This window comes from Bartonella silvatica (genome assembly GCF_040545155.1).
Lineage (GTDB): Bacteria > Pseudomonadota > Alphaproteobacteria > Rhizobiales > Rhizobiaceae > Bartonella > Bartonella silvatica.
In genome coordinates, this window is record NZ_JBEPLI010000001.1 from 157,416 (window position 1) to 181,321 (window position 23,906).

The following is a 23,906-nucleotide window of genomic DNA, read 5'->3' on the forward strand; positions in this document are numbered from 1 at the left end:
CACTGCCTTTTCTTTATTTCTATATCTGTAAAATGTAAGTACCATGAAACGTCATTTTCTCATTTTGATTATTGGTGCTTTAATTGCTACTAATTTAAGCCTTCCTACCACACTTACGCGTAAAGAAAACAGATCTTAACATCAAACTACAGGGTAGAAAAATCTGTTTTCTAATATTAATAAGTGAGAAAAAATTAACAGTTCTATATAAAAATATTTTTTTAATTATTACACTATCAGGATAATTTTTATAGCGTTGTTTGTTTATATTCTCAAAAACGCGCTGCTAATGTGCGCAAACGCAGAGCATTCAACTTAATAAACCCATCAGCGTCTTTTTGATTGTAAAGACCTCCGTCATCCTCAAAGGTTACTAATTTATCTGAGTAAAGAGACTTTTTGCTTTGACGTCCTTCAACGATTACATTCCCCTTATAAAGCTTTAATGTAACCTCACCTTCAACATTTTCTTGTGATAAATCAATAGCAGCCTGCAACATTTTGCGCTCTGGTGAAAACCAAAAGCCATCATAAATGAGTTCGGCATAACGTGGCATTAATTCATCTTTTAAATGAGCAGCTCCCCTATCTAATGTTAAAGATTCCATCGCGCGGTGCGCAATCAAAAGAATAGTTCCTCCTGGTGTCTCATAAATGCCACGTGATTTCATACCGACAAAACGATTTTCTACCAAATCTAACCGGCCAATACCGTTGTCTCGTCCATAACCATTTAATTCAGAAAGTAAATTCCAAGGAGATAAACTTTTTCCATTGATCGAAATGGCATCACCTTTTTTGAAGCCAATTGTAATTCTGGTTGCTTGATCTGGAGCAGCTTCTGGAGAAAGTGTCCGTCTATACACATATTCAGGAGCAGGAGTAGACGGATCTTCTAAAATCTTTCCTTCTGATGACGCGTGTAATAAATTAGCGTCAACCGAAAAAGGCGCCTCACCTTGCTTATCCTTCTCTACAGGGATTTGGTGTTTACGCGCAAAATTCATTAAATCAGTCCGACTTTTAAAAGACCAATCACGCCATGGAGCAATAATTTTAATATCAGGATCAAGGGCATAAGCTGAAAGCTCAAAGCGTACTTGGTCATTGCCTTTTCCTGTTGCTCCATGCGCAATTGCATCTGCTCCTGTTTCCCTAGCAATTTCAATAAGGCGCTTTGAAATAAGCGGACGAGCAATTGATGTCCCTAAAAGATAACTCCCCTCATAAACTGTATTGGCTCGAAACATTGGAAAAACAAAATCACGTACAAATTCTTCGCGTAAATCTTCAATATAGATCTCTTTAACACCAAACATTTCAGCTTTGCGGTAAGCAAGTGTCAATTCCTCCCCCTGCCCTAAATCGGCTGTAAAAGTGACAACTTCTACACCGAGTTCACTTTGCAACCATTTAAGAATAATTGATGTATCAAGCCCTCCAGAATAGGATAAAACAACTTTTTTAACATTCTGCCATTTTTTCATTTTAAAATTCCACTATATCGGTGACTTTTGAAAAAAAATTAAAATATCCAAAAAAAATGAAAATAAATACCCTTTAATGAAAATTTAAAAGATGAAAAAAATTAAAAAGTGTAAAAAAGCACTTTTTATGTAAGAGGTATACACCAACTGATGCCTCTTTACATGGTAAGAGAGAGGCTTCTATGTCATTTATTCCTGAATGGTCTATTTTGATTCAATTTTCTATGGCGGCATTAATTTTAACACTTATTCCAGGACCTGATATGATGCTTTCTATAGAACGGACCATCACACAAAACAAAAAAGCTGGAATTATGTGTACGTTAGGAAGTGCAACGGGTTTTGCCATTCAAGTTATTGCCGTAGCGCTTGGCTTATCAGCTCTTATTTTTGCTTCACCACACGCTTTTTCCATTCTCAAAATTGCTGGAGCCTTCTACCTTTTATGGTTTGCCATTCAATCATTACGTAAACATTCAAAATTTTCTTTGAAATTACAAACATCTCAATATCAAAGCGCTAAGCGTAACTATCTTGCTGGTATTGGAATTAACCTTTTAAATCCTAAGGTTGTTCTTTTTAACATAACTTTTTTGCCACAATTTATTAATGCGAACGATCCCATGGCAATGCAAAAACTACTTGTTTTAGGGCTTTCTTATATTCCTATTTCTCTTCCCATTACAATTTCCATCGTTTTTATGGCACATAAACTCTTCAAAAGCCTTCAGAAAAATTCTCTTTATATGCGCGTTCTGAATTGGCTTATCGCCGGTATATTTGTCAGTTTTGCCTTCCAACTCCTTATCACTGAAAACTGAGATTATTACCTGTTAACCGCATCTTCAAGCCGTAAACGTTCAGATTTGCGTAGACGCTCTGAAGCTGATTTAAGTTGTCCACATGCTGCCAAAATATCACGACCACGCGGTACTCGAATAGGGGAAGCATATCCCGCTTGATTAATCACATCGGCAAAACGCTCGATTTGTTCCCAATCAGAACATTGGTAATTTGTCCCTGGCCATGGATTGAAAGGAATCAGATTTATCTTTGCAGGAATACCTTTCAGTAATTGTATCAATCGCTTAGCATCATCTAGACTATCATTTATATCTTTTAGCATAACATATTCAAATGTAATGCGCTTGGCATTAGAAAGACCTGGATAATTACGGCAAGCATCCATTAATAGCGAAAGCGGATATTTTTTATTGATAGGAACAAGCATATCCCGAAGTGTATCATGTACCGCATGAAGTGAAATTGCTAACATAACGCCAATTTCTTCTCCAGTCCGGACGATTCCGGGAACAACCCCACTGGTTGAAAGCGTGATTCGACGCTTTGATAAAGAAAGTCCATCCCCATCAGAAGCAATCAATAAAGCCTTTTTGACTGCTTCAAAATTATAAAGTGGTTCTCCCATTCCCATCATAACAATATTTGTGATTTTGCGTCCTTCAACTGGAACAACCGCCCCATCAGGGGTATTCTTATCAGGAAAATCTCCCAAACAATCACGCGCAACCAATACTTGTGCTAAAATTTCCTCCGCTGTTAAATTACGAACAAGGACCTGTGTTCCCGTATGACAAAAAGAACAGGTTAACGTACATCCTACTTGTGAAGAAAGACATAAGGTACCACGCCCTTCCTCAGGGATATAAACTGTTTCAATTTCGACAGGCCATCCAGCCCCACGTGCTGGAAAACGCAAAAGCCATTTACGTGTCCCATCCTTTGATATTTGCTCTCCGACAATTTCTGGACGCGCAATAGAAAAACGACTTTTAAGCATTTCTTGCATTGGTTTAGAAATATTCAGCATTTCATCAAAGTTTGAAACACCCCGCACATAAAGCCAATGCCAAAGTTGACGCATACGCATACGTGTTTGACGCTCTGGCACACCAGCTGTCCTTAAAGCTTGTATTATTTCATTTTGCGATAAGCCAATTAAAGAGAGCTTCGAGCTTTTTTTCACAACAAAATTATCTGCTTCTCGTACCGGGCGTGAACCAACCGGTCTAAGGTCATATGAAACGGCCATTGTTTTCCAATTTATATCGCTTTATATTGTTTATTTTAAAATACAGAAGCCTTAATGGCACTTCTGAGCCGCATTTAATGCAGCAGTAATCCCTTTTAAGGAATAAGTATAAGTCGTATGGGTTCCTCGTTTTGATATAGCTTTCACGGTCATCTTTATTCCAGCACGCATAGCAGAAACAAGCTGCTTTTCTAGAGCTGATGAAGCTAACCAAGCTGACGAATCCTTTGTAAAAAAATCAAAACCTCTATTCCCAATTGTCACAGTAACTCTTGACCCTTCTTTAAACGGATAACCAGCCATGAACTGTGGCTCAAACGAAACGGGTGAATGAGAGCGCTTGGTCACTAAAAAGAAATTATCACCATGTTTCACTGTCGTGGGAAGCGATTCTAAAGGGACGGACAACACATAGCAAATTGTATTTCCTGGCGATTTATAAGAATAAGCTCCCCACGCTTCAAATTGATTTAAACGTCTTGGTGCTTGTGCACATGTCGCCCCAGTCGTAACAAGAGTCATTACAGCTGCAACAATAATAGTTTTTTCAAACATCTTCATTTAGCTCACTTCTTTAATCTCTAACAAAATCTCTTTTTGAAAAAGCTCAACAAAAGCCTATCGATGCCTTAGCGTTATTTTTCTAACCCTTCTAAAAGCAAAATGCCTTCATGTAAACCAAAGCAATCTTTTACCTTTCATTGTGACTTTTTCGTTGCTACTAAAATACGATTTTTTATTCATAATCAGATTTTAAAATAATACTTTGATTCTATGTGACCCATCTTTCGTATAAAAATCACCCCTTCAAGAACTGGAGTTCCAAAACGAAGTATGAATATACCATTAACCCGTTAATAAATAAACTAACCCCTTTTATAGAAAGCAATTTGTTGAAAAACTTTAGAAAATAACACCATAAATAAATACCCCCAACTTTACAACCTTCCAGATATTATCCACAGACTTAAGACATAGCCTAATGCATTTATCTTAATAAAAATCAAAAAAAATTATGATCTCACCTACTGTAACGTTGTCCATACTTTAACTCAGTATAGTCTGGACAACACTTTTGAATGACCTGCATATTTTGAGCGTATAAACCCTGTACAAACAGACATATGCAACTTTACCTTCATACGCATATTAAAAGCCGAGTTCTGAAACGACTTCAGTATCCTCTCCCATTAATCATATTATCTTAACGCGTTTGGCAATATTGGAGGAATCCGCTTATAAAATATTATTATCTTCCTTCAATGTATTTTATAAAAATATCCAAACTTTTTATTTCTCGTTGTCCTCTCATCCGTTTACTTTATCTTTTTCAAAACAGCTTCATTAATGGAACTGAAAAGTTCTATAACCAGCCTTAGACTTATAACTTTCTCTCAATATTCAAAATGGCCTTTTCGTATTATCCTTGTACAATTGATATTTAAAATAACTGCTGCTCTCCCTCCTTCTAACAAGGTTGCAACATGAGATGCTCTATTTCCCCTTTTTAATTTTAAATATCTATACAATTAAAATTGTTTTGACTTTAAAAAAGGCAAACTTACAGCCGAATATGAGAAATAAATAGATCAAAAAACATGATAGCGAATGTTTTACATACGAAAAATAACAAAAACTATAAGCTACTTTTTCCCATAAACACCTTGAAAAAATCTTTTGAGAGAGTTTTTTCAAGGTCACTTAATATAATGAATGAATCTAAGATTTTAAATGCAAGCTTTTTTATTTTTTCAACGATATCCTATAATGCTCTGTTCGTAAAAGCACATTATACTGTATTTTAAGCTGCATTTGACTCTGCACTTTGAACCAATAAAGCGTAAAGTGCGTGAGCATCATAGGTGTTACGCAACTTCTGAACAACATCTGCATGGCGTAAAACACGCGCAATCTGCGACAAAGCTTTTAAATGATCAGCACCAGCATTTTCAGGTGCTAAAAGGAGAAAAACAAGATCTATTGGCTCATCATCAAGTGCTTCAAAATCAACAGGACTTTCAAGCCGTGCAAATATACCAATGATTCGATTAATATCAGGCAGTTTTCCATGAGGAATCGCGATACCACCACCAAGACCCGTTGAACCTAATTTTTCACGTTGCAAAATAATATCAAAAATGACACGTTCACTAAGACCTGTCAGCTTGGCAGCTTTTTCAGCTAAAGCTTGCAAAACTTGTTTTTTCGAATTTGCCTTAAGAGCCGGAATAATTGCCTCCGGTGCAATTAATTCAATCAAATTCATAGTTTCATTTTCCTTTATACACGCTCAAATGTGCACCAATAAACCTGTAAACGATGGAGATAACGAAAGTTCTTTCTTATTTTCTGACCCCAACATCTGTGTTTTTATTTTTCAATTTATCTCGTATCATTTTGATGCAGTATAAACAGTATTCAATTTCCAATTAATAATATGAAAAAATAAAAAATGACATTTTCCATAAAATTAATTTCTTACCTTACTGGAAAAGAATACTATTTATAAAGCGATTCATCCCTTAACCACAACGCTTAGCGCACAACCCTCCACCAAGCTTTTTCTTCTTAAGAATAAGCTCCTATAAAATACAAAACATATTAAGTGCATTATTTTGACGATGACTATGTTGCTTTTTCTCTACTTGATCACAATGATCCAAAGATTCTCAATTGCTTCATCTTTATCCTAGGCTTAGTATAATGCCGATAGCTATACATCCACCTTAAATGCGCAATAAAAAACAACAAAACACAAAAACTCCTATCTGATAACCATCATATCAATACCCCATGACTTCATCATTAAAATACCCAAAACAGTATCATTTACATGTTGTTTGATTCAAAAAGGGAAAAGTATCACTCGTATATACATTCCATGACACACATACCTATTTATATCCTTATTTATCATCCACAATAAAGTTAGCCTAATGGTGCCTTTTCACGGTTTAATCAAAAACAACACAACTACCTCATTCTCATAAAGTCTTTACTGTCTTTTTCCACTTTTTAGGAAATTATAATTATAAAAGAAATTTTGGCATAAATTAAGGTGTTTCTCAGAGATAATATGATGAAACAATCATTTAAAAAAGTCTTGACGCTTAACAAAACCAAAAATTGTTTTCTACAAGCATTTGTATTTCCTTATTTATTTTAAGTTCTTAATAAGATCATTATAATTTTGTAAATGTAACAAAAATTGCTTTTAATTATGTTGTGGAAATATATACCAACAATGATTCTCAAGTAAAAATCAGCACCATCATTATATTTACTCCGCTATGATATCTCGATAATCCTCGCATTTCAATAATTCATAAAAGAAAAGAGTTTTAACTCTCTCTCAATTGCTTTTTAACCTCACACAGTTTTATCTATGATAAAAAATAAAATAATTTTACTTGCTATCAGTATAAACCAATTAAAAATAGAGGTATTTTGCGATATTAGAAGCTCACATCCCAAACGATAGATTCTCGTTATAATTCAAAATATTCTGTGTTAGGAATCCTATAAAGTTTTTTTACCCTTTTAGAATATATTTACTTTGTGCATGTGTGAAAACGGTCATTGATAGTAATCTATTTAATTAATTGAAACTTATAAAAGCTAAAGAGAAAATTTATTTCCTAAATAGATTCTTCGTACATCAACATTGTTGATAATATCGTTGGGATGTCCGTGAACCAATACTTGTCCTGCATGAATGATATATGCACGGTCGACAAGCCCCAATGTCTCACGTACATTATGATCCGTTATCAAAACACCAATTCCACGCTTCGTTAAGTGACGAATAAGTTGCTGAATATCAAAAATGGCAATAGGATCAATTCCCGCAAAAGGTTCATCAAGCAAAAGAAAATTGGGGCGAGACGCTAAAGCACGCGCAATTTCCAACCTTCGGCGCTCCCCCCCTGACAAAGAAAGTGCAGACATTTTACGTAAATGGTCAATTTTAAATTCATGTAAAAGACTATCTAACTCCTCACGCCGCTTAAAACGATCTTTTTCAACAATCTCTAAAACAGCTTTAATGTTATTTTCTACTGAAAGACCACGAAAAATAGAAGCCTCTTGCGGAAGATATCCTATACCTAAACGAGCACGTCGATACATCGGAAGATGGGTAATATCAAACCCATCGATCTTAATGGATCCCCCATCAGATTTAACAAGACCAGTCACCATGTAAAAACATGTTGTTTTTCCCGCACCGTTGGGGCCTAAAATGCCAACGGCCTCTCCTGTGCGAATACCAAAAGAAACACCCTTAACAGCCTGTCTTCCACGGTAAACTTTAATCAACTTACTAGCAATTAATGTTCCCTTTAAGCGCTCTCTTAAAACTTCTTTTGCAGGATCATACTGATATATTCGTTTTTTTATTTTGATTCCAAACATGAAACCTTAATGGCCGTTTTCTTGACTTTGTTTTAAAATAATAGAGACACGGCCCCTTTTTTTAGACGTCTTACAACCTTCTAAAAAAGCCTTCCCGCTTTTCATATCTGCCGTCAGTTTGCACCCTGTCGCAACATTGTTACCATCGGTTAAGACAACATTACTTCCTGTCAAACTCATTGTTTTTGACTTTCCATCAAAGACGCCCTTATCCCCTGTAGCGGTTTGCGCAGCAACTTTTATATAAACTTTTCCTAAAGCTTCAATTTTCTTAATGCCTGACGAATTTAACCAAGAAGGTGATGACATTTTTGTATCTATTTTATCCAAATCTGCCATCTTTTGCGTTTTATCGTAGTAGATAATTAATTTCGCTGCTCGCAGAAGACGTTCACCTTGGTTGACCGAAACATCACCCTTAAAGAGTGCTATTCCCTCTTTATCACGAACTTCTAAAGAGTTTGCATGAAGCTCTACTGGTTCATTATTATCTGATAAACGCATACCAAAATGGGTCACTTCAGCATATGAACAAACTGTTTCAAATCCTAATATTCCTATGATAAAAGCCAAAGCAATGCTCATCAGTTTTTTATATGACTTCTTCAGCTTCATTTTATTACTTTCAATTCTTTTCTTTACCTATAAAAATATTTTTCTTTCATAAAGTCAGTTAAAATGTCTTATTGAATATTCTCTCATTTCTTGCCAAGCAATAAATACACCCCACCATGAAAATAAATTTTTTGCCCTTTTTCTCGAATTTGCAAAGAATTGGCTGTAAGATGAAAACCCGCACGCCGAATATTGATACGTTTATCTGTATTTAATTGCCCATCAGATAAATTAATATTTGCCGCCATAAATTGTGCAGTTACTCCATCATTTGTAGTAATCGTGAATGGCTTATCTAATTGTAAAAAACCATTTATGTTATCATAATTTCCACCTTGCGCATCGAGAAAAATTCGCCTTTGTTTTCCTAAAAAGAGTTCAGCTGTAATATTTTCCAGCTCAATTATTCCAGAACGTTTACGATCTTGAAATGCTTTTTCTGCCTTAAGCCAATAAGGTTCGTGAGCGCGCGTATAGCCTTCTAATTTTGGGTTAAGCATCGTCAACTTTACCCCTTCTTCCTCTTCATGACTGAAAGTTACAGGATCAGAAACAACGGGAACAAAGAAAAATGTAAACCAACTAAAAATAAGCGCTATAACCAATGCAAAGAGAGGCAGAAAAAATTTTAATATACTAATCCGACGCGAATGACGAGATGCCTTTCTAAAAACATCACTAACAGATGGATTCGCTTCATAATGATTGTGTACGGACATATGACCCTAATCTCTTATAATATTCCGCATTTTTTGACCTGTATAACCTTAATACGACATATTTTCAAATTTTGTTTCTTGCAATTTATTTTTTCTTTGTTTTATTCTACTTGCATCTGCTTATCTGTTGTAATGTATATCGTAGTTGTAAAGAACGTTTTTGTGCGAAAGTGAGGTTATTTTGGTAAAATCAGAACTTGTGCAAATTATTGCACGTCAGAACCCGCATCTTTTTCAACGTGATGTGGAAAATATTGTCAATGCTATTTTTGAGGAAATTTCAACAGCACTTGCGAATGGTAATCGTGTTGAACTTCGTGGCTTTGGAGCTTTTTCCGTCAAAAGCCGTTCAGCCCGTAATGGTCGCAATCCAAGAACCGGAGAAGCCGTTGCCGTAGAAGAAAAATGGATTCCTTTTTTTAAAACTGGAAAGGATTTGCGTGATCGACTTAACCAAAATGAGTAAAATGATGATAATTAAACGTGTCTTTTTAACAATTGTTTTGATGTTTTTTACAGTTTTTTTGATTGCTTTTGTCATGGCTAATGATCAAATGGTCACATTAATTCTTGATCCTTTTCGAATAAGCTCTGCGCGTTTTACTTATCGCGCTCCTCTTTTTATATGGCTGTTTATCTTTTTGGGCATTGGTATTTTATTAGGCCGATTAATTAATTGGCTTGCGTATTATGACTGCAAAAAAGAACTCAAAAAAAATAAAGCTGAACTTGAAAAATTAAAAACATCAATTGCAGATATGGTATAATGGTCTTTTAAGAAAATTCTTTTTTGTCCCGTTTTAATACAAAATTTAAAAGTACCCTTCCCCTTTTTTTCTATACATGCTTTAATTAATCTGAAAACTTTACACTCTTACGAGATAAAAGATTTTAAGATAACTTTTAAAATATCTGGATCATTATGCCAAACATGTCTGCACAGTGCTTTCAATCTCATAACAACGATAAGCATCCGCAGGAAATTTTACCTCTTATTTTAGAAACAAGGGAGAGTGAAGATTACGCGCTTATTGATTCTGGAAATGGAAAAAAATTAGAGCGTTACGGAGCTTACCGCATTATTCGACCAGAGGGGCAAGCATTATGGAGACCCGCTTTATCACAAAAAGAATGGGATCATGTTGATGCTGTTTTTACAGGTAATCGAGATGAAGAAGGTGTTGGCCGTTGGCACTTTCCCCAAAAAACACTTAAGGAAACTTGGCCCCTTACTTGGAATGGACTATCTTTTCTAGGCCGTTTTACTTCCTTTCGTCATGTCGGTGTTTTTCCCGAACAAGATGCTCATTGGCGCTTTATAGAAGATCAAATTATAAAATCTACACGCCCAATTAAATTACTCAATCTCTTTGGCTATACTGGTATTGCTTCGCTTGTTGGTGCACGCGCAGGTGCCAATGTTACACATGTTGATGCTTCTAAAAAAGCTATCTCCTGGGCAAAAGCCAATCAAGAAAGAGCAGGATTATCAAATAATTCTATTCGTTGGATTTGTGATGATGCTGTAAAATTTGTCGAACGCGAACTGCGTCGTAAAAAAAGCTATGATATGATTCTTCTTGATCCTCCTGCCTATGGGCGCGGACCCCATGGTGAAATTTGGCAACTCTTCGATCATTTACCGACAATGATTACAAATTGTCGCAAGCTTCTCTCTGATAAACCTCTTTCTATTGTGCTTACAGCTTATTCTATTCGTGCCTCTTTTTACGCATTGCATGCACTCATGCGTGATGAATTAATAAACTTGGGTGGCACGATCGAATCAGGTGAACTGATTTTGCGTGAAGAAGCTGCTGGACGCGCCCTTTCTACTTCTCTTTTTAGCCGTTGGACTGCCTAAATATGTGTATAAACAAAACCGGTAAAGTTAAAGAAATCACCTCTCTTAGCAATCCTATCATCAAAGATCTTCGAGCACTTAATCAAAAGAAAAATCGCAGTCGAGAAAATCTCTTCATGGCAGAAGGATTAAAATTGGTGATCGATGCTCTCAATCTTGGTTGGACAATACAAACGCTTATCTTTTCCAAGAGCCAAATTGGTAATACAATTATCGAAAATACTGCTGCACACACGATAGCCAATGGAGGCTTTGTCATAAAAGCATCACAAAAAGTAATGGAATCCATTACGCGCCGTGATAACCCACAAACAGTTATCGGTATTTTTAAACAACAATGGCAAGAAATTAAAACAATAAAAGAGCGATTCGATGATGTTTATGTTGCTCTTGATCAAGCGCGTGATCCTGGAAATCTTGGCACCATCATTCGCACAGCTGATGCTGTAGGAGCAAAAGGTGTTATTTTGATTGGTGAAACCACAGATCCTTTCTCACCTGAAACTGTACGCGCAACAATGGGATCAATTTTTTCTATACCGCTTTATCGCTGTGATGAAAGTACTTTTTTAAACTGGTCTGAGCATTTTAAAGGTATGGTTATTGGCACACATCTGAAAAGTACTATTGATTACCGCACAATTAATTTCAAAAATGGTCCCATTATCCTTTTAATGGGGAACGAAAAACAGGGACTCCCCGACAATCTTGCAAGTCGTTGTGACCAACTTGCACGTATTCCGCAAAGTGGACGCGCAGATTCGCTTAATTTAGCGATAGCAACAGCTATCATGCTTTATGAGATCCGCCGTCCTTATTTAACACTAGATATATAAGGGCTAAATAATGACACACAAATCTCTGTCTTTCTTTATTTTTAGCTTGATGCTTATTGTAGGACTAGACCAAGCTGTCAAATACTGGGTTGTACATAATATTCCCTTAGAAACAGAAAGCTCTTTTTTTCCTTTCCTTTCCCTCTATCATGTACGTAATTCTGGTGTAGCATTTTCATTTTTATCCTCCTTTTCTCAATGGGGACTCATTGCCATCACGCTTGTTATTATTGTTTTTCTTTTATGGTTTTGGAAAAATACTGAATATAAAAGATATTTAACGCGCTTTGGTCTCACCCTTATTATTGGTGGAGCCATTGGTAACCTTATTGACCGTATTCGTTTTCATCATGTCACTGATTATATACTCTTTCATATCGATGATATTTTTTATTTTGCTGTTTTTAATCTCGCAGATAGTTTCATCACCGTTGGTGTCATTGCTATCCTTATTGAAGAGTTACGCATTTGGATAAAAGAGAAATCTCTTTCTAATCACCCGTTATCTAAATAAGAATTTTTTTCATTTGTTCAAAATAAACATATTTTATACAATATACTAATCACAGTGCACATAACTTACACTTTTTTAGAACTTGTTCCTGATTGCTTTTTTACATAATAATTTTGTTAAAGAGCACTCTGTTTTATTCATTTATATCTGTACCTTACAGCATTAAAAATAGTTTTTGTTTAATAAACAATTTTTCTCTTGTTTGTTATTTTAAACATTGTTTCTTCTGTAACTAAGGTTGTTATGATAAAGTACTGGTGATCATCTTGTCCGTATTTTTTATTGCTCTTTTTTTCATATTTTATCATTGCAAAATGGGGATCTTTATTTCTAATATAAATGCTTACTTTAAAGATTGCGTTCATATTCTTTCAAGGTTATAAAAAAACTGCTTCATTCTTGTTCTCAAACAGAAAAATTTTTCAATAGCAGATCAATAAATTAAATTGATATAGATCTTGAAATACTGTCCCCTGAATATATTTGTAACAAACTGTAGAGCGTAACGGTGAAAGCTAAAAAATAATATAATGACTGGTACTTCCTTACATCACGACAAATGCAAAAATGATGATGCCCGATAAATTTACATAAAACTACTTATGTGTGAAATAAAAGCAGTCTTATAATCTTTTTTTTCATATAAATAATAAAATAACGCGCCAATCAGGTAAAAAATAAAATCTTTTCTTACGAATTTGTAAGGTTTCCTCCCTGTATAACTCTCTTGTAATTTTAAAATAAATCTCCATAATATAAGGAGGTATGCTGGAATTCCGCCAGCGGCGCCTGGGGTTATTTGTATCTGCTAAGAAAAAGCTTATGCAAGCCTACTCTCAAAAAAGCAGAGATTCTTTTTAATCCCAACATCTGGTGGAACATATGCTAAAGGACTTTATATTATGGCTGATTTCAAAAATTTACGTTCGGCGTCTGTTTCCCATGCCGATGCATCAATTGATCAAGGATTGCGCAGCTATATGCTGGGTGTCTATAACACCATGGCCATTGGTTTGCTTATTACAGCCGCTGCTGCTTATGTAATTGCATCATTAGCGACAACAACGGATATGAGCCAAGCAGCAGCTCAAATCAATAGCAGTGTTTATTTAACTTCATTTGGAGTAACATTTTATACATCACCGCTCTCATACCTTGTTATGTTTGCACCGCTTGTAGCAGTCTTATTCCTCAGTTTCAAAATTAGCACATTGAGTACAAGTGCAGCTCGTAGCCTCTTTTTTGCTTATGCTGCCCTCGTTGGACTTTCGTTGTCTTCTATCGTTTTACGTTACACAACAGAAAGTGTTGTGCAAACTTTTGTTATTACTGCTGCTTCTTTTGGTGCTCTTTCGCTTTATGGGTATACAACAAAGCGCGACCTCACAGCAATAAGGTCATTTCTTTTTATTGGTTTGGTTGGCTTAATAATTTCCATGATTGTTAATATCTTTCTTGGATCAAGTGCCTTACAATTTGCCATATCTGTGATTGGTGTTTTCATTTTTGCTGGTTTAACAGCTTATGATACACAGAGCATTAAATTAATGTATTATGAGGGAGATGGTGTTGATACCCAAGGTCGTAAAATTATTATGGGTGCACTTAGTCTTTATCTTGATTTCATTAATATGTTTGTTTTCTTGCTACAGTTTCTTGGTTCAAACCGTGATTGATGGCAACGTCTATAACGTAACTAAAGAACCTTGTTTCTTTTAAGAAACAAGGTTCTTTTACTTTTAAGATAAATCATTTACCTCTTTGAGTGTTCTTCTAACAAAATGATAAAAAAGCCTTACAAAAAAGGATTTCCCCGCTTCACTGCATTTATGCAGGAAAAACTTTCTCACTCTCTTTTAAATGCACTCAGTAATCGTACTTGTTATCGACCAGACACCTCAAATCAGAATAATCATTATGATCTTACTGCTGCTTCTTATAACATTCATAAATGCATAGGTATTGATAAAGTTTTTAACCCTGCACGAATTATACGTGTTATTCATGAACTGAAAGTTGATATTCTTGCTCTTCAAGAAGCAGATAAACGTTTTGGTGAACGCATTGGCCTTATTGATCTTCAACTTTTAAAAGCTGAAACGGGTCTGATTCCTGTACCCTTGAATACTATGTCACCTCAGGGGCATGGCTGGCATGGTAATGCTCTCTTTTTGCGAAAAGGGCATGTACGCAACATCTTACAAATTACTCTTCCTGGTATAGAACCCCGTGGAGCGGTGATTGTAGAGTTAGAAATGGAAGTCGGTTTTATTCGTGTTATTGCAGCTCATTTTGGCTTATTACGCCATTCCCGTAACCAGCAAACAAAAATGCTCCTTTCACTTCTGCAAACACGCCCTCTCATGCCCACACTCCTCATTGGTGATTTTAATGAATGGAGGGTAGGAAAAAGTTCATCTCTAAACCATTTTTCTCCCTATTTTGGGAACACATTTAGAGTTGTACCAAGCTTTCCTTCTCGATTTCCTTTTCTCGCTCTTGATAGAGTTTTTGCCTTTCCCCATCAATTGGTGACAAATATTGAAACGCATCATTCACCACTTGCACGCATTGCCTCAGATCATTTACCTATAAAAGCTTATCTTGATCTTGCTAATGCCATGACTTTTCTAAAAAAGACAAGTGAACAAGGCTAATGTGCTTCATCCCAATTTTGGGCGGACATCACTTTTACTTCAAGCGGTACCGATAAAGAAAGGACTGGCATTGTCGCATTTTCCATAACCTTTTTAACAACAGCCATGGTTTTTTCACTCTCACCTTCTGGTACCTCAAAAATCAATTCATCATGCACTTGTAGCAACATTTTTGCTGACAGTTTTTCTTTTTCCAAAGCATCGCCCATCTGAATCATGGCACGACGAATAATATCTGCTGCTGATCCTTGAATTGGTGCATTAATGGCAGCCCGTTCATTAAAGGCACGAATTTGTATATTTGCTGACTTTATTTCCGGATAATGAATACGGCGTCCAAAAATGGTTTCTACATAACCATTTTGACGTGCAAAGTTTTTTATCTTTTCCATATAATCTTTAATTCCTGGAAATCTTTCAAAATAAAGTTTAATATAACGCCCAGCTTCTTGCCGCGAAATTCCCAATTGATTGGCTAATCCAAAAGCTGAAATGCCATAAATAATACCAAAGTTAATCGCTTTTGCCCGTCGTCGTATATCTGAATGCATTCCCTCTATAGCAACCCCAAACATTTGTGATGCAGTGATTGCATGAATATCCTGTCCTCTAGCAAAAGCTTCTTTTAACGCCGTGATGTCGGCAATATGTGCAAGAATGCGCAATTCAATCTGGCTATAATCAGCCGACAGCAATACATGTTTTTCTGGCGCAATAAAAGCTTTTCGGATTTTACGCCCCTCAGCGGTTCGTACTGGAATATTTTGCAAATTTGGTTCTGACGATGATAATCGTCCTGTTGATGTTGTTGCCAAAGAATAATTTGTATGAACACGCCCTGTTTTCAGTAAAATATAGGAAGGTAAAGCATCTGTATAGGTAGATTTTAGTTTTGCAAGTTGACGCCAATCAATAATTTTACGTGGCAAAACATGACCTTCAGAAGCCAACTCTTCTAATGCCTGCGCAGAAGTTGACCACTGACCACCTTTTGTCTTAGTACCTCCAGGTAACCCCATTTTTCCAAAGAGAATTTCACCTAATTGCTTTGGAGAAGCAAGATTAAATTTTTCACCCGCTAACTGATAAATTTCTTCTTCTAGAATAAAAGCGGCTTGTGCTAATTCTCCTGAAAGTTGCAATAAAATCTGTCTATCAACAAGGATTCCACGTTCTTCCATTCTTGCAAGAACTTCTATGAGCGGTCGATCAAGACGCTCATAAACTTTTGTCATCCCTTGAGATACAAGCTGTGGTTTTAAAACTTTCCATAAGCGAAGCGTTATATCAGCATCCTCAGCAGCATAATGCGTTGCTTGCTTTAGATCCACCTCTGCAAAAGAAGCTATCTTTTTCCCATTATAGGTTAAATCTTTATAAGCAATTGTTTTATGCCCAAGCCAACGCTGAGATAAGTCATCCATATTATGTGTTAAAGTGCCAGCATCTAAAGCATATGACAAAAGCATTGTATCATCAAAAGAACGCATCACAATGCCATATTGCTTCATCACCAACCAATCATATTTTATATTCTGACCAATTTTTAATATCGCTTCATTTTCTAATATTGGTTTTAAAAGTGCTAAAGCTTTTTGTGTCTCAATCTGTCCAGAAATGCGTTTATTCCCGAGAAGATCATCTTCTCCTTCAATATGTTCAAGAGGGATATAAGCTGCTTTTTCCGGCTGTAAAGCCAATGAAAAACCCACAAGTTTTGCTTGCAGCGGATCAAGTGAGGATGTTTCAGTATCAAAAGCGAAAAAGCCTTTTTCTTGTGCTTCTAATAACCATTCTTTCAAAATTTTTTCATCAAGAATCGTTATATACGAATCTCTTGTAATTTTTTGTGTCAGAGCTTGATCTTTACGTCTTTGTGCAAAAACGTGTGGAGAATTTTCACAAAAATCATGAGAAGACATTTTCTTAAAATCACTGTTGGTTCCTTGCTCAGAAGTATTCCATTCAATATCTACATCAAGTGCTTCAATAACTGCTGTATCACATTCTGTCTCTTCTGCAACACGACGCGTTAGTGTAGAAAATTCCATCGCTTTAAGAAAAGAAATTAAACGCGGACCATCTTGAGGTTCCAAAATAAAATCGTCTAAATCATTATCTACCGGCACATCTGTTCTCAACCGAACGAGTTCACGAGAAATTTTTGCCTGTTCACTATAGGTTTGAATATTTTCACGTCGTTTTGTTTGCTTAATTTCCCCAGCTCGTTGCAACAAAGCATCAAGAGAACCGAATTGTTCTAACAATTGAGCTGCAGTTTTGGGACCAATACCTGGAATACCTGGGACATTATCTGTCAAATCGCCAGTCAAAGCTTGCAAATCGACCATTTTTTCGGGCTCTACCCCCCATTTTTCTAAAACATCTAGAGCCCCTATATGTTTATTTTTCATTCCATCATACAAAGACACGTGCGCATTAACCAACTGCATAAGATCTTTATCAGAAGAAATAATAGTGGTTTTTGCTCCAACATTTGTTGCCAATTGGGCATAGGTAGCAATTAAATCATCGGCTTCAAATCCTTCTTTTTCTATACAAGGCAAATTAAAAGCCTTTGTTGCTTGGCGTATTAAAGAAAACTGAGGAATAAGATCTTCAGGAGGCGCCTCTCGGTTCGCTTTATATTGTGGATAAATTTGTTTCCGAAATGTATCGGATGAATAGTCAAAAATGACAGCAAAATGTGTTGGAACAACACCTGTGGCTGTATTACGCGCATCACAGAGTAGTTTCCACAACATATTACAAAAACCAGCGACAGCTCCTACAGGGAGCCCATCTTTTTTGCGCTTTAAAGGCGGTAAAGCATAGTAAGCACGAAAAACATAACCTGATCCGTCAACTAAAAAAAGATGATCCGTCGCTCTCATGACAGTTTTATTTCTCCATTTCAGCTAAAAAGTAATTCAATCTTGTATATTTTTTTATTTTTATTTTTAAATTTATCAAATTGCCTCTAAAAAGCCATTTTTTGTTTTCATAAAGCATAATGTCGTTACGGCTTATGTTAAGTACCTAGAGCTTTTCTTTGCTGTTACAGGATATAATAGCTTTCATTTTGCTCCTCCTATGATAGCTGAGGTACGAAGTAGCGACAGGGTCGTTGTGGTGTTCCCCTCCCCACAACGACCATTTTTTTAGGGTGTTTTTTAGAAATATTATTACTTCCGAATTTTCTAATTTTTTCAGAGAAAAAAATAAGGAACTATTGAAGAAACTTAAACTCATTCCATAAAGCTTTTTCACCCATTTTTTTGATAAAATCAGCATGCATCATTCTTTCTTGTGCATTTAATCTTGAAGGTAAGGGTTGTGGGCGTGATTTAACTGCATAGGGAACATCTTTGTCATTTTTGGTATTTTCGTTAGCACTTTCTTTTTTGTCAAACCCTAGTACACCCTGTTTTCCACCAATAAGTTCAATATAAACATCCGCGAGAATCTCTGCATCAAGCAAAGCACCATGTAAAGTACGATGACTATTATCAATTCCAAAACGCTTACACAAAACGTCAAGAGAATTAGGACCCATAGGAAATTTACGCCGTGCCATAGCCAATGTATCAAGAATATTATCAACACTGATCTGTGGTTTATTCGCTCTTCCTAATTCCGCATTAATAAAACCAATATCAAAACTCGCATTATGTGCAATCATCATTGCACCATTGATAAACTCCAAAAATTCATCGGCAATATCGCTAAAGCTTTTTTCATTTTTTAAACGTTCATTGGTTAAACCATGAATTGCTACAACTTCATCGGGAATAATAACACCTTTTGGGTTTAAATAAACATGGAATTGGCGGCCTGTAAGATAACGATCAACCATTTCCACACAACCAATTTCAATGATACGGTCTTTATCTTTATCTAAACCTGTTGTCTCTGTATCAAAAATAATCTCACGCATTATCTTCATTCTTTAGTAATTTTTTTATTAAACAAAAAACTTGTTGACGTGTGTTTTCTAAATCTTTCCCTGTATCTATAACAAAATCAGCACGTTCTCGTTTTTTTTCATCAGACATTTGTTTAGAAGAGATAAAAGCAAATTTTTCCTCACTCATATTTGGACGAATCATTGCGCGTTCTTTTTGCATTGTCAGTGGAGCGGAAACAACAACCACAAAGTCTACACGTTTTTCACTTTTTGTTTCAAAAAGAAGTGGAATATCAAGAACAACTAATTTTTCTCCCTGCTGGCGCGCTGTCTCAACAAATTCTTCTTCTTTTGTTCTAACCAAAGGATGAATTATTTTTTCTAATTTTTGTAATTTTTTATCATCATTGATCAAAATTTCAGAAAGTTTTACACGATTAATTTTTCCATTTTCAATAACGTCAGGAAAAATATGTTTTATGAGTGAGCATGTTTTCTCGCTATCATAAAGTTTATGGACCATTTCATCAGCGCTAAAAACAGAAACCCCCGCTTGTCTAAAAAAACCAGCAACTGTTGTTTTTCCCATAGCAATTGATCCGGTTAACCCTATGATTTTCATCCTCTCTTTTCACCCATATCCTCTAAAATTGCTGTCCTTAATTCTTCCGTCACTTCTGGTCTTATTCCAAACCATCTTTCAAAACCAAGAACAGCCTGATGTAAAAGCATACCAAGACCATCAACCGTTCTTAGACCATGTGCTTTTGCTTGTTGTAAAAAAGGGGTTATTAATGGTGTATAAACAATATCTGTTACCAGTGCTGTTGTCTTTACTTTACGAAAATCATAAAAGAAAGAAGCGTTTTTTTTCTCATTTGAATTGACCATACCGACAGAGGTTGTATTAACGATTAAGTCAGCCTGATAAAGTGTTTCATTTATATTATGCCAATCTTGAACCACAACAGATTTTCCGAAATGCTCAGCTAAAATATCTGCGCGTTGTTTTGTACGATTGAGTAAATAAATACGTTCAAAACCACGTTCTTTTAATGCGTATAAAATGGCACATGCAGCCCCCCCCGCACCAAATACAACCGCTATTTTTCCTCCCCAATCAGATGCAAAATCATCGAGATTAGCACTAAAACCATAGGCATCAGTATTTGTTGCACAAAGCTTATTTCCTTCATACCATAATGTATTAACCGCACCAATCATTGTTGCTATATCATCTTTATATTTTACTAAACGAAAGGCTTCTTGCTTATATGGTAGAGTAATATTACCTCCACAAAAACCTCTTTCTTTTATAGATGTGATAAAGCCTCTAAATTCTTCAGATCTTACTTCTTGAGCGAAATAATCACCTTGTAAATTATATTGTTTAAGCCAAAAATTATGAATTTTTGGTGATCTTGAATGATGAATAGGATTGCCAATAACAAAAGCACGTGGAAACACCATTTTTCTGTTTTTAAATGACAAATCAACCATAAACGACCCCAAGATGACGCAATTTTATGAGCAGAGGTAATAAAGGTAAACCAATAATGGTAAAAAAATCTCCGTCAATTTTTTCGAAAAGGTGGATCCCTTCACCTTCAATTTGATATACTCCTACACTGTTAAGAACATCTGTTCCTACACGTGCTAAATAACGTTCAATAAATTCTGATGAAAGAGGACGTACTGACATATGTGCACTAAAAGCTTCTGTCCAAACTTCTTGCCCATTTTGAAATAAAGCCACTGCACTATGGAGAGAATGTTTTTTTCCTGATAAATCATGTAAACGTTGATATGCTTCCTTGCTACTTGTAACTTTATGGAGAACTCTCCCCTCCAATTCAAATACCTGATCACAACCTATAACCAAAGAATTTGAAAAACGATCAGAAACATTTTTTGCTTTTGCACTTGCAAGAAAACAGCTAAGTTCTTTAGGATTTTTTGTTTTTCCTGTTTTTTCTACTTCTCTTTCATAAAAAGATGCCCCTTCAATGAAAAAACTTAAACCTGCTTTTTTCAATAATTGTGCACGATAAGGACTAAGAGATGCTAATATTAATTTATCTTCTCCCATGTTTTTTCTCATTTTCCCTCACGAAATCGTGATAAAAGTTCAAATATAGCTGCAGCAGTTTCTTCTATAGAGCGTCTTGTTACATCAATAATGGGCCAACCAAAACGTTCACAAATACGTTTTGCATAAGTCAATTCTTCAGCTATGTTTATACGATTGGTATAGCTTTCAATAGCAAAATCATGCCCCAAATCACGATTTTGACGGATATGTGAAATTCTTTCAGCTGAAGCAATTAAACCAACGATTAAAGAGTTTTTTGCTTCTAAAAGAGCTTCTGGTAAATCAATTCCTGGAATAAGAGGTACATTAGCGGTTTTTATACCACGATTTGCTAAATAGATACTCGTAGGCGTTTTAGATGTTCTTGAAATTCCTACAAGAACTACATCTGCATTTGACAAACCGCTAAGAGACTGTCCATCATCATGTTCTATTGTAAAATCTAATGCTTCAATACGGCGAAAATAATCTGCATTAAGATCATGCTGTGCACTTACTCGTAAATTTGTTGGTATTCCAAGGTAAGATTGAAAAGCGTCTAAAACAGGATGTAATATGTCAATACAAGGGACTTTTATTCTTTCACATTTTTTATTAAGAAGGAGCTTAATTTTTTTATCAATCATTGTGTAAAGAACAATACCTGGTTCTTTTTGTATTTCATCAAGAGCTCTCTGTAACTGCGTTTCATTACGAATCATCGGATAGATGTGCTCTGTTGCCTGATACGTCGTGTATTGTGACGCGACAGCCCTTCCCATGGAAATAAGTGTCTCTCCTGTTGCATCAGAAAGCATATGTAAATGAAAGGATTTTTTTTCTATTGTCACAAAAAAAATTAACTCCTTGTTAACAGTTGTGTATATATCATCACCTAATTTTGTAAAAATAAAATTTAGGAAAAACCTTCTATTATTATGCACAAATTGAATGGTTGTGATAATTGAATCTCTTTCATGAGAAAAGATGGGGAAAATGTCCTTAAGATGATGTTGTCTTTGCTATTTTTTATCTTGTTTTTGTGGATAAAACTGAGGATGACTAAAAGGTTTTTCATAATCCACACTAAACACATACTTAAATAAGAATAATCTCTTTTCTTTAAAAAATTATTAATAGTAAAAATCTTGTAAAAATAAAAATTTGGATAATGATTTTTTATCAGTGATATAAAGCTTACATCATGGTTTTTAGATTTATAATGATTGGTTATATCTTTTATTAGAAGACGATATTCTATAAGGAATTTACTTAAATAAGCTTATTTTTTTAATTTTAAGTATTTTTTGATTTACATATTTATCTTTTTATATCATTTTTAGATATTCTATATGAAGGTAATACATATGAATGGTGCTTGCAGATTCTTAAAATTAAGTGTATGATGCTGCTTTTCTTATAAGAGCTTTCTATCCTTTAAGTTTTTTCATAAACTGTTCAAAGACGATTTCCCATCTATTAAAGAGCGTATTTTATGCGAAAAATGAAGCTACAAGAACTTAAAAGTAAAAATCCAGTTGAACTCGTTTCTTTTGCTGAAACATTAGAAGTTGAAAATGCTTCTTTGATGCGCAAACAAGAGTTAATGTTTGCGATTTTAAAAAAGCTTGCTCTGCAAGATGTTGAAATTATTGGAGAAGGAGTCGTTGAAGTTTTACAAGATGGTTTTGGTTTTTTGCGATCTGCTGATGCCAATTATCTTCCAGGTCCAGATGATATTTACCTTTCACCTGCACAAATCCAGTCTTTTTCTCTAAAAACAGGTGATACTGTTGAAGGTCCTATACGTAGTCCAAAAGATGGAGAGCGCTATTTTGCTCTTCTTAAAATTAATACTATAAATTTTGAAGATCCTGAAAAAATTCGCTATAAAATTCACTTCGATAATCTTACTCCTCTTTATTCAAATGAACGTTTTCAAATGGAGATACAAGATCCTACAGAGAAAGATATGTCATCACGGGTGATTGATCTGATATCTCCTTTAGGAAAAGGGCAAAGAGGGTTGATTGTAGCGCCTCCTCGGACCGGAAAAACAGTTTTACTGCAAAATATTGCCCATTCTATTACAACAAATCATCCTGAATGTTACCTTATCGTTCTTTTGATTGATGAAAGACCAGAAGAGGTTACTGATATGCAGCGTTCTGTGAAAGGAGAGGTTGTTTCTTCTACTTTTGATGAACCGGCAATACGCCATGTACAGGTTGCTGAGATGGTTATTGAAAAAGCGAAACGTCTTGTTGAATATGGGCGTGATGTCGTTATTCTTCTCGATTCTATTACACGTCTTGGACGTGCGTATAATACGGTTGTACCTTCTTCAGGTAAGGTTTTAACGGGTGGTGTAGATGCCAATGCCTTACAGCGTCCTAAACGTTTTTTTGGTGCAGCACGTAACATTGAAGAGGGCGGATCTTTAACCATTATAGCAACGGCTTTGATTGATACTGGTAGCCGTATGGATGAGGTTATCTTCGAAGAATTTAAAGGAACGGGTAATTCCGAAATTGTTCTTGATCGTAAAGTTGCTGATAAGCGTATTTTTCCAGCTATGGATATTTTGAAGTCAGGAACACGTAAGGAAGAACTTCTAGTTGCACGTCAGGATTTACATAAAATTTTTGTTCTTCGTCGTATTTTGGCGCCTATGAATGTAACAGATGCAATTGAATTTTTAATTGATAAATTAAAACAAACAAAAAATAATAGTGAATTCTTTGATTCAATGAATACATAAGAATATTCG

The 23,906-nt window shown here is 35.4% G+C and carries 22 protein-coding genes; 9 read left to right on the plus strand and 13 right to left on the minus strand.

What is annotated here, in order from left to right; translation table 11 throughout:
- Positions 1 to 272: 272 nt before the first annotated feature.
- Complete coding sequence (locus ABID23_RS00565; RefSeq protein ID WP_354188274.1) at positions 273 to 1,487, minus strand: argininosuccinate synthase; 1,215 nt, start codon at positions 1,485 to 1,487, stop codon at positions 273 to 275.
- Positions 1,488 to 1,669: 182 nt separating this feature from the next.
- Between ABID23_RS00565 and ABID23_RS00570 the strand changes: the two genes are divergently transcribed.
- Positions 1,670 to 2,308 carry a LysE family translocator gene (locus ABID23_RS00570; protein ID WP_354188276.1) on the plus strand — a complete coding sequence of 213 codons (639 nt, stop codon included), beginning with the start codon at positions 1,670 to 1,672 and terminating at the stop codon, positions 2,306 to 2,308.
- Between the two features lie 5 nt (positions 2,309 to 2,313).
- On the opposite strand, the gene rlmN is transcribed toward ABID23_RS00570, so the two are convergent.
- The 6 genes from rlmN to lptC all read right to left on the minus strand — a co-directional run bounded on the left by rlmN (position 2,314) and on the right by lptC (position 9,287).
- A complete protein-coding gene (gene rlmN / locus ABID23_RS00575) occupies positions 2,314 to 3,540 on the minus strand; it encodes a dual-specificity RNA methyltransferase RlmN (RefSeq protein WP_354188278.1) in 1,227 nt (408 codons plus the stop codon).
- Positions 3,541 to 3,591: 51 nt separating this feature from the next.
- Positions 3,592 to 4,095 (minus strand): invasion associated locus B family protein, encoded by a 504-nt coding sequence (locus ABID23_RS00580; protein WP_354188679.1) that lies wholly within the window; start codon positions 4,093 to 4,095, stop codon positions 3,592 to 3,594.
- A gap of 1,246 nt (positions 4,096 to 5,341) precedes the next feature.
- Positions 5,342 to 5,806, minus strand: a complete 465-nt coding sequence (gene ptsN, locus ABID23_RS00585; RefSeq protein ID WP_354188280.1) for a PTS IIA-like nitrogen regulatory protein PtsN — start codon at positions 5,804 to 5,806, stop codon at positions 5,342 to 5,344.
- A gap of 1,352 nt (positions 5,807 to 7,158) precedes the next feature.
- Complete coding sequence (lptB, locus tag ABID23_RS00590; RefSeq protein ID WP_354188282.1) at positions 7,159 to 7,953, minus strand: LPS export ABC transporter ATP-binding protein; 795 nt, start codon at positions 7,951 to 7,953, stop codon at positions 7,159 to 7,161.
- A 6-nt stretch (positions 7,954 to 7,959) separates the two neighbouring features.
- Positions 7,960 to 8,568 (minus strand): LptA/OstA family protein, encoded by a 609-nt coding sequence (locus ABID23_RS00595; protein ID WP_354188284.1) that lies wholly within the window; start codon positions 8,566 to 8,568, stop codon positions 7,960 to 7,962.
- 83 nt (positions 8,569 to 8,651) lie between these two features.
- Complete coding sequence (lptC, locus tag ABID23_RS00600; protein WP_354188286.1) at positions 8,652 to 9,287, minus strand: LPS export ABC transporter periplasmic protein LptC; 636 nt, start codon at positions 9,285 to 9,287, stop codon at positions 8,652 to 8,654.
- A 181-nt stretch (positions 9,288 to 9,468) separates the two neighbouring features.
- Here lptC and ihfB point away from each other — a divergent pair, with 181 nt between their 5' ends.
- From ihfB to ABID23_RS00635, 7 genes are all read left to right on the plus strand, one after another.
- Positions 9,469 to 9,753 carry an integration host factor subunit beta gene (gene ihfB / locus ABID23_RS00605; RefSeq protein ID WP_354188681.1) on the plus strand — a complete coding sequence of 95 codons (285 nt, stop codon included), beginning with the start codon at positions 9,469 to 9,471 and terminating at the stop codon, positions 9,751 to 9,753.
- A 4-nt stretch (positions 9,754 to 9,757) separates the two neighbouring features.
- On the plus strand, positions 9,758 to 10,054 hold the full coding sequence (locus ABID23_RS00610; protein WP_354188683.1) for a LapA family protein: 297 nt from the start codon (positions 9,758 to 9,760) through the stop codon (positions 10,052 to 10,054).
- Between the two features lie 164 nt (positions 10,055 to 10,218).
- Complete coding sequence (locus ABID23_RS00615; protein ID WP_354188685.1) at positions 10,219 to 11,151, plus strand: class I SAM-dependent methyltransferase; 933 nt, start codon at positions 10,219 to 10,221, stop codon at positions 11,149 to 11,151.
- 2 nt (positions 11,152 to 11,153) lie between these two features.
- A complete protein-coding gene (locus ABID23_RS00620; RefSeq protein WP_354188288.1) occupies positions 11,154 to 11,987 on the plus strand; it encodes a TrmH family RNA methyltransferase in 834 nt (277 codons plus the stop codon).
- Positions 11,988 to 11,997: 10 nt separating this feature from the next.
- The gene (lspA, locus tag ABID23_RS00625) at positions 11,998 to 12,501 is read left to right on the plus strand and encodes a signal peptidase II (RefSeq protein WP_354188290.1); all 504 of its coding nucleotides are present in this window, start codon (positions 11,998 to 12,000) and stop codon (positions 12,499 to 12,501) included.
- A 902-nt stretch (positions 12,502 to 13,403) separates the two neighbouring features.
- The gene (locus ABID23_RS00630) at positions 13,404 to 14,177 is read left to right on the plus strand and encodes a Bax inhibitor-1/YccA family protein (protein ID WP_354188292.1); all 774 of its coding nucleotides are present in this window, start codon (positions 13,404 to 13,406) and stop codon (positions 14,175 to 14,177) included.
- Between the two features lie 105 nt (positions 14,178 to 14,282).
- Positions 14,283 to 15,158: an endonuclease/exonuclease/phosphatase family protein gene (locus tag ABID23_RS00635; RefSeq protein WP_354188294.1), complete on the plus strand. Its 876-nt coding sequence runs from the start codon at positions 14,283 to 14,285 to the stop codon at positions 15,156 to 15,158.
- Here ABID23_RS00635 and polA read toward each other — a convergent pair.
- The 6 genes from polA to ABID23_RS00665 form a co-directional block, all read right to left on the minus strand.
- A complete protein-coding gene (gene polA / locus ABID23_RS00640) occupies positions 15,155 to 18,052 on the minus strand; it encodes a DNA polymerase I (RefSeq protein WP_354188296.1) in 2,898 nt (965 codons plus the stop codon). The two genes, ABID23_RS00635 and polA, sit on opposite strands and share 4 nt — an antisense overlap.
- A gap of 335 nt (positions 18,053 to 18,387) precedes the next feature.
- Positions 18,388 to 19,095 carry a DNA polymerase III subunit epsilon gene (gene dnaQ / locus ABID23_RS00645; protein ID WP_354188298.1) on the minus strand — a complete coding sequence of 236 codons (708 nt, stop codon included), beginning with the start codon at positions 19,093 to 19,095 and terminating at the stop codon, positions 18,388 to 18,390.
- A complete protein-coding gene (gene coaE / locus ABID23_RS00650) occupies positions 19,088 to 19,687 on the minus strand; it encodes a dephospho-CoA kinase (protein WP_354188300.1) in 600 nt (199 codons plus the stop codon). The genes dnaQ and coaE overlap by 8 nt, the downstream gene beginning before the upstream one ends.
- Entirely contained in the window at positions 19,684 to 20,565 is an 882-nt protein-coding gene (locus tag ABID23_RS00655) for a shikimate dehydrogenase (protein ID WP_354188302.1), read from the minus strand. Before ABID23_RS00655 ends, coaE begins: the two co-directional genes overlap by 4 nt.
- Positions 20,558 to 21,154, minus strand: coding sequence for a Maf family nucleotide pyrophosphatase (locus tag ABID23_RS00660; RefSeq protein WP_354188687.1), 597 nt, complete (start codon positions 21,152 to 21,154; stop codon positions 20,558 to 20,560). The genes ABID23_RS00655 and ABID23_RS00660 overlap by 8 nt, the downstream gene beginning before the upstream one ends.
- A gap of 8 nt (positions 21,155 to 21,162) precedes the next feature.
- Complete coding sequence (locus tag ABID23_RS00665; protein ID WP_354188304.1) at positions 21,163 to 21,987, minus strand: pyruvate, water dikinase regulatory protein; 825 nt, start codon at positions 21,985 to 21,987, stop codon at positions 21,163 to 21,165.
- A 644-nt stretch (positions 21,988 to 22,631) separates the two neighbouring features.
- Between ABID23_RS00665 and rho the strand changes: the two genes are divergently transcribed.
- Positions 22,632 to 23,897 (plus strand): transcription termination factor Rho, encoded by a 1,266-nt coding sequence (gene rho, locus ABID23_RS00670; RefSeq protein WP_354188306.1) that lies wholly within the window; start codon positions 22,632 to 22,634, stop codon positions 23,895 to 23,897.
- Positions 23,898 to 23,906: the final 9 nt, after the last annotated feature.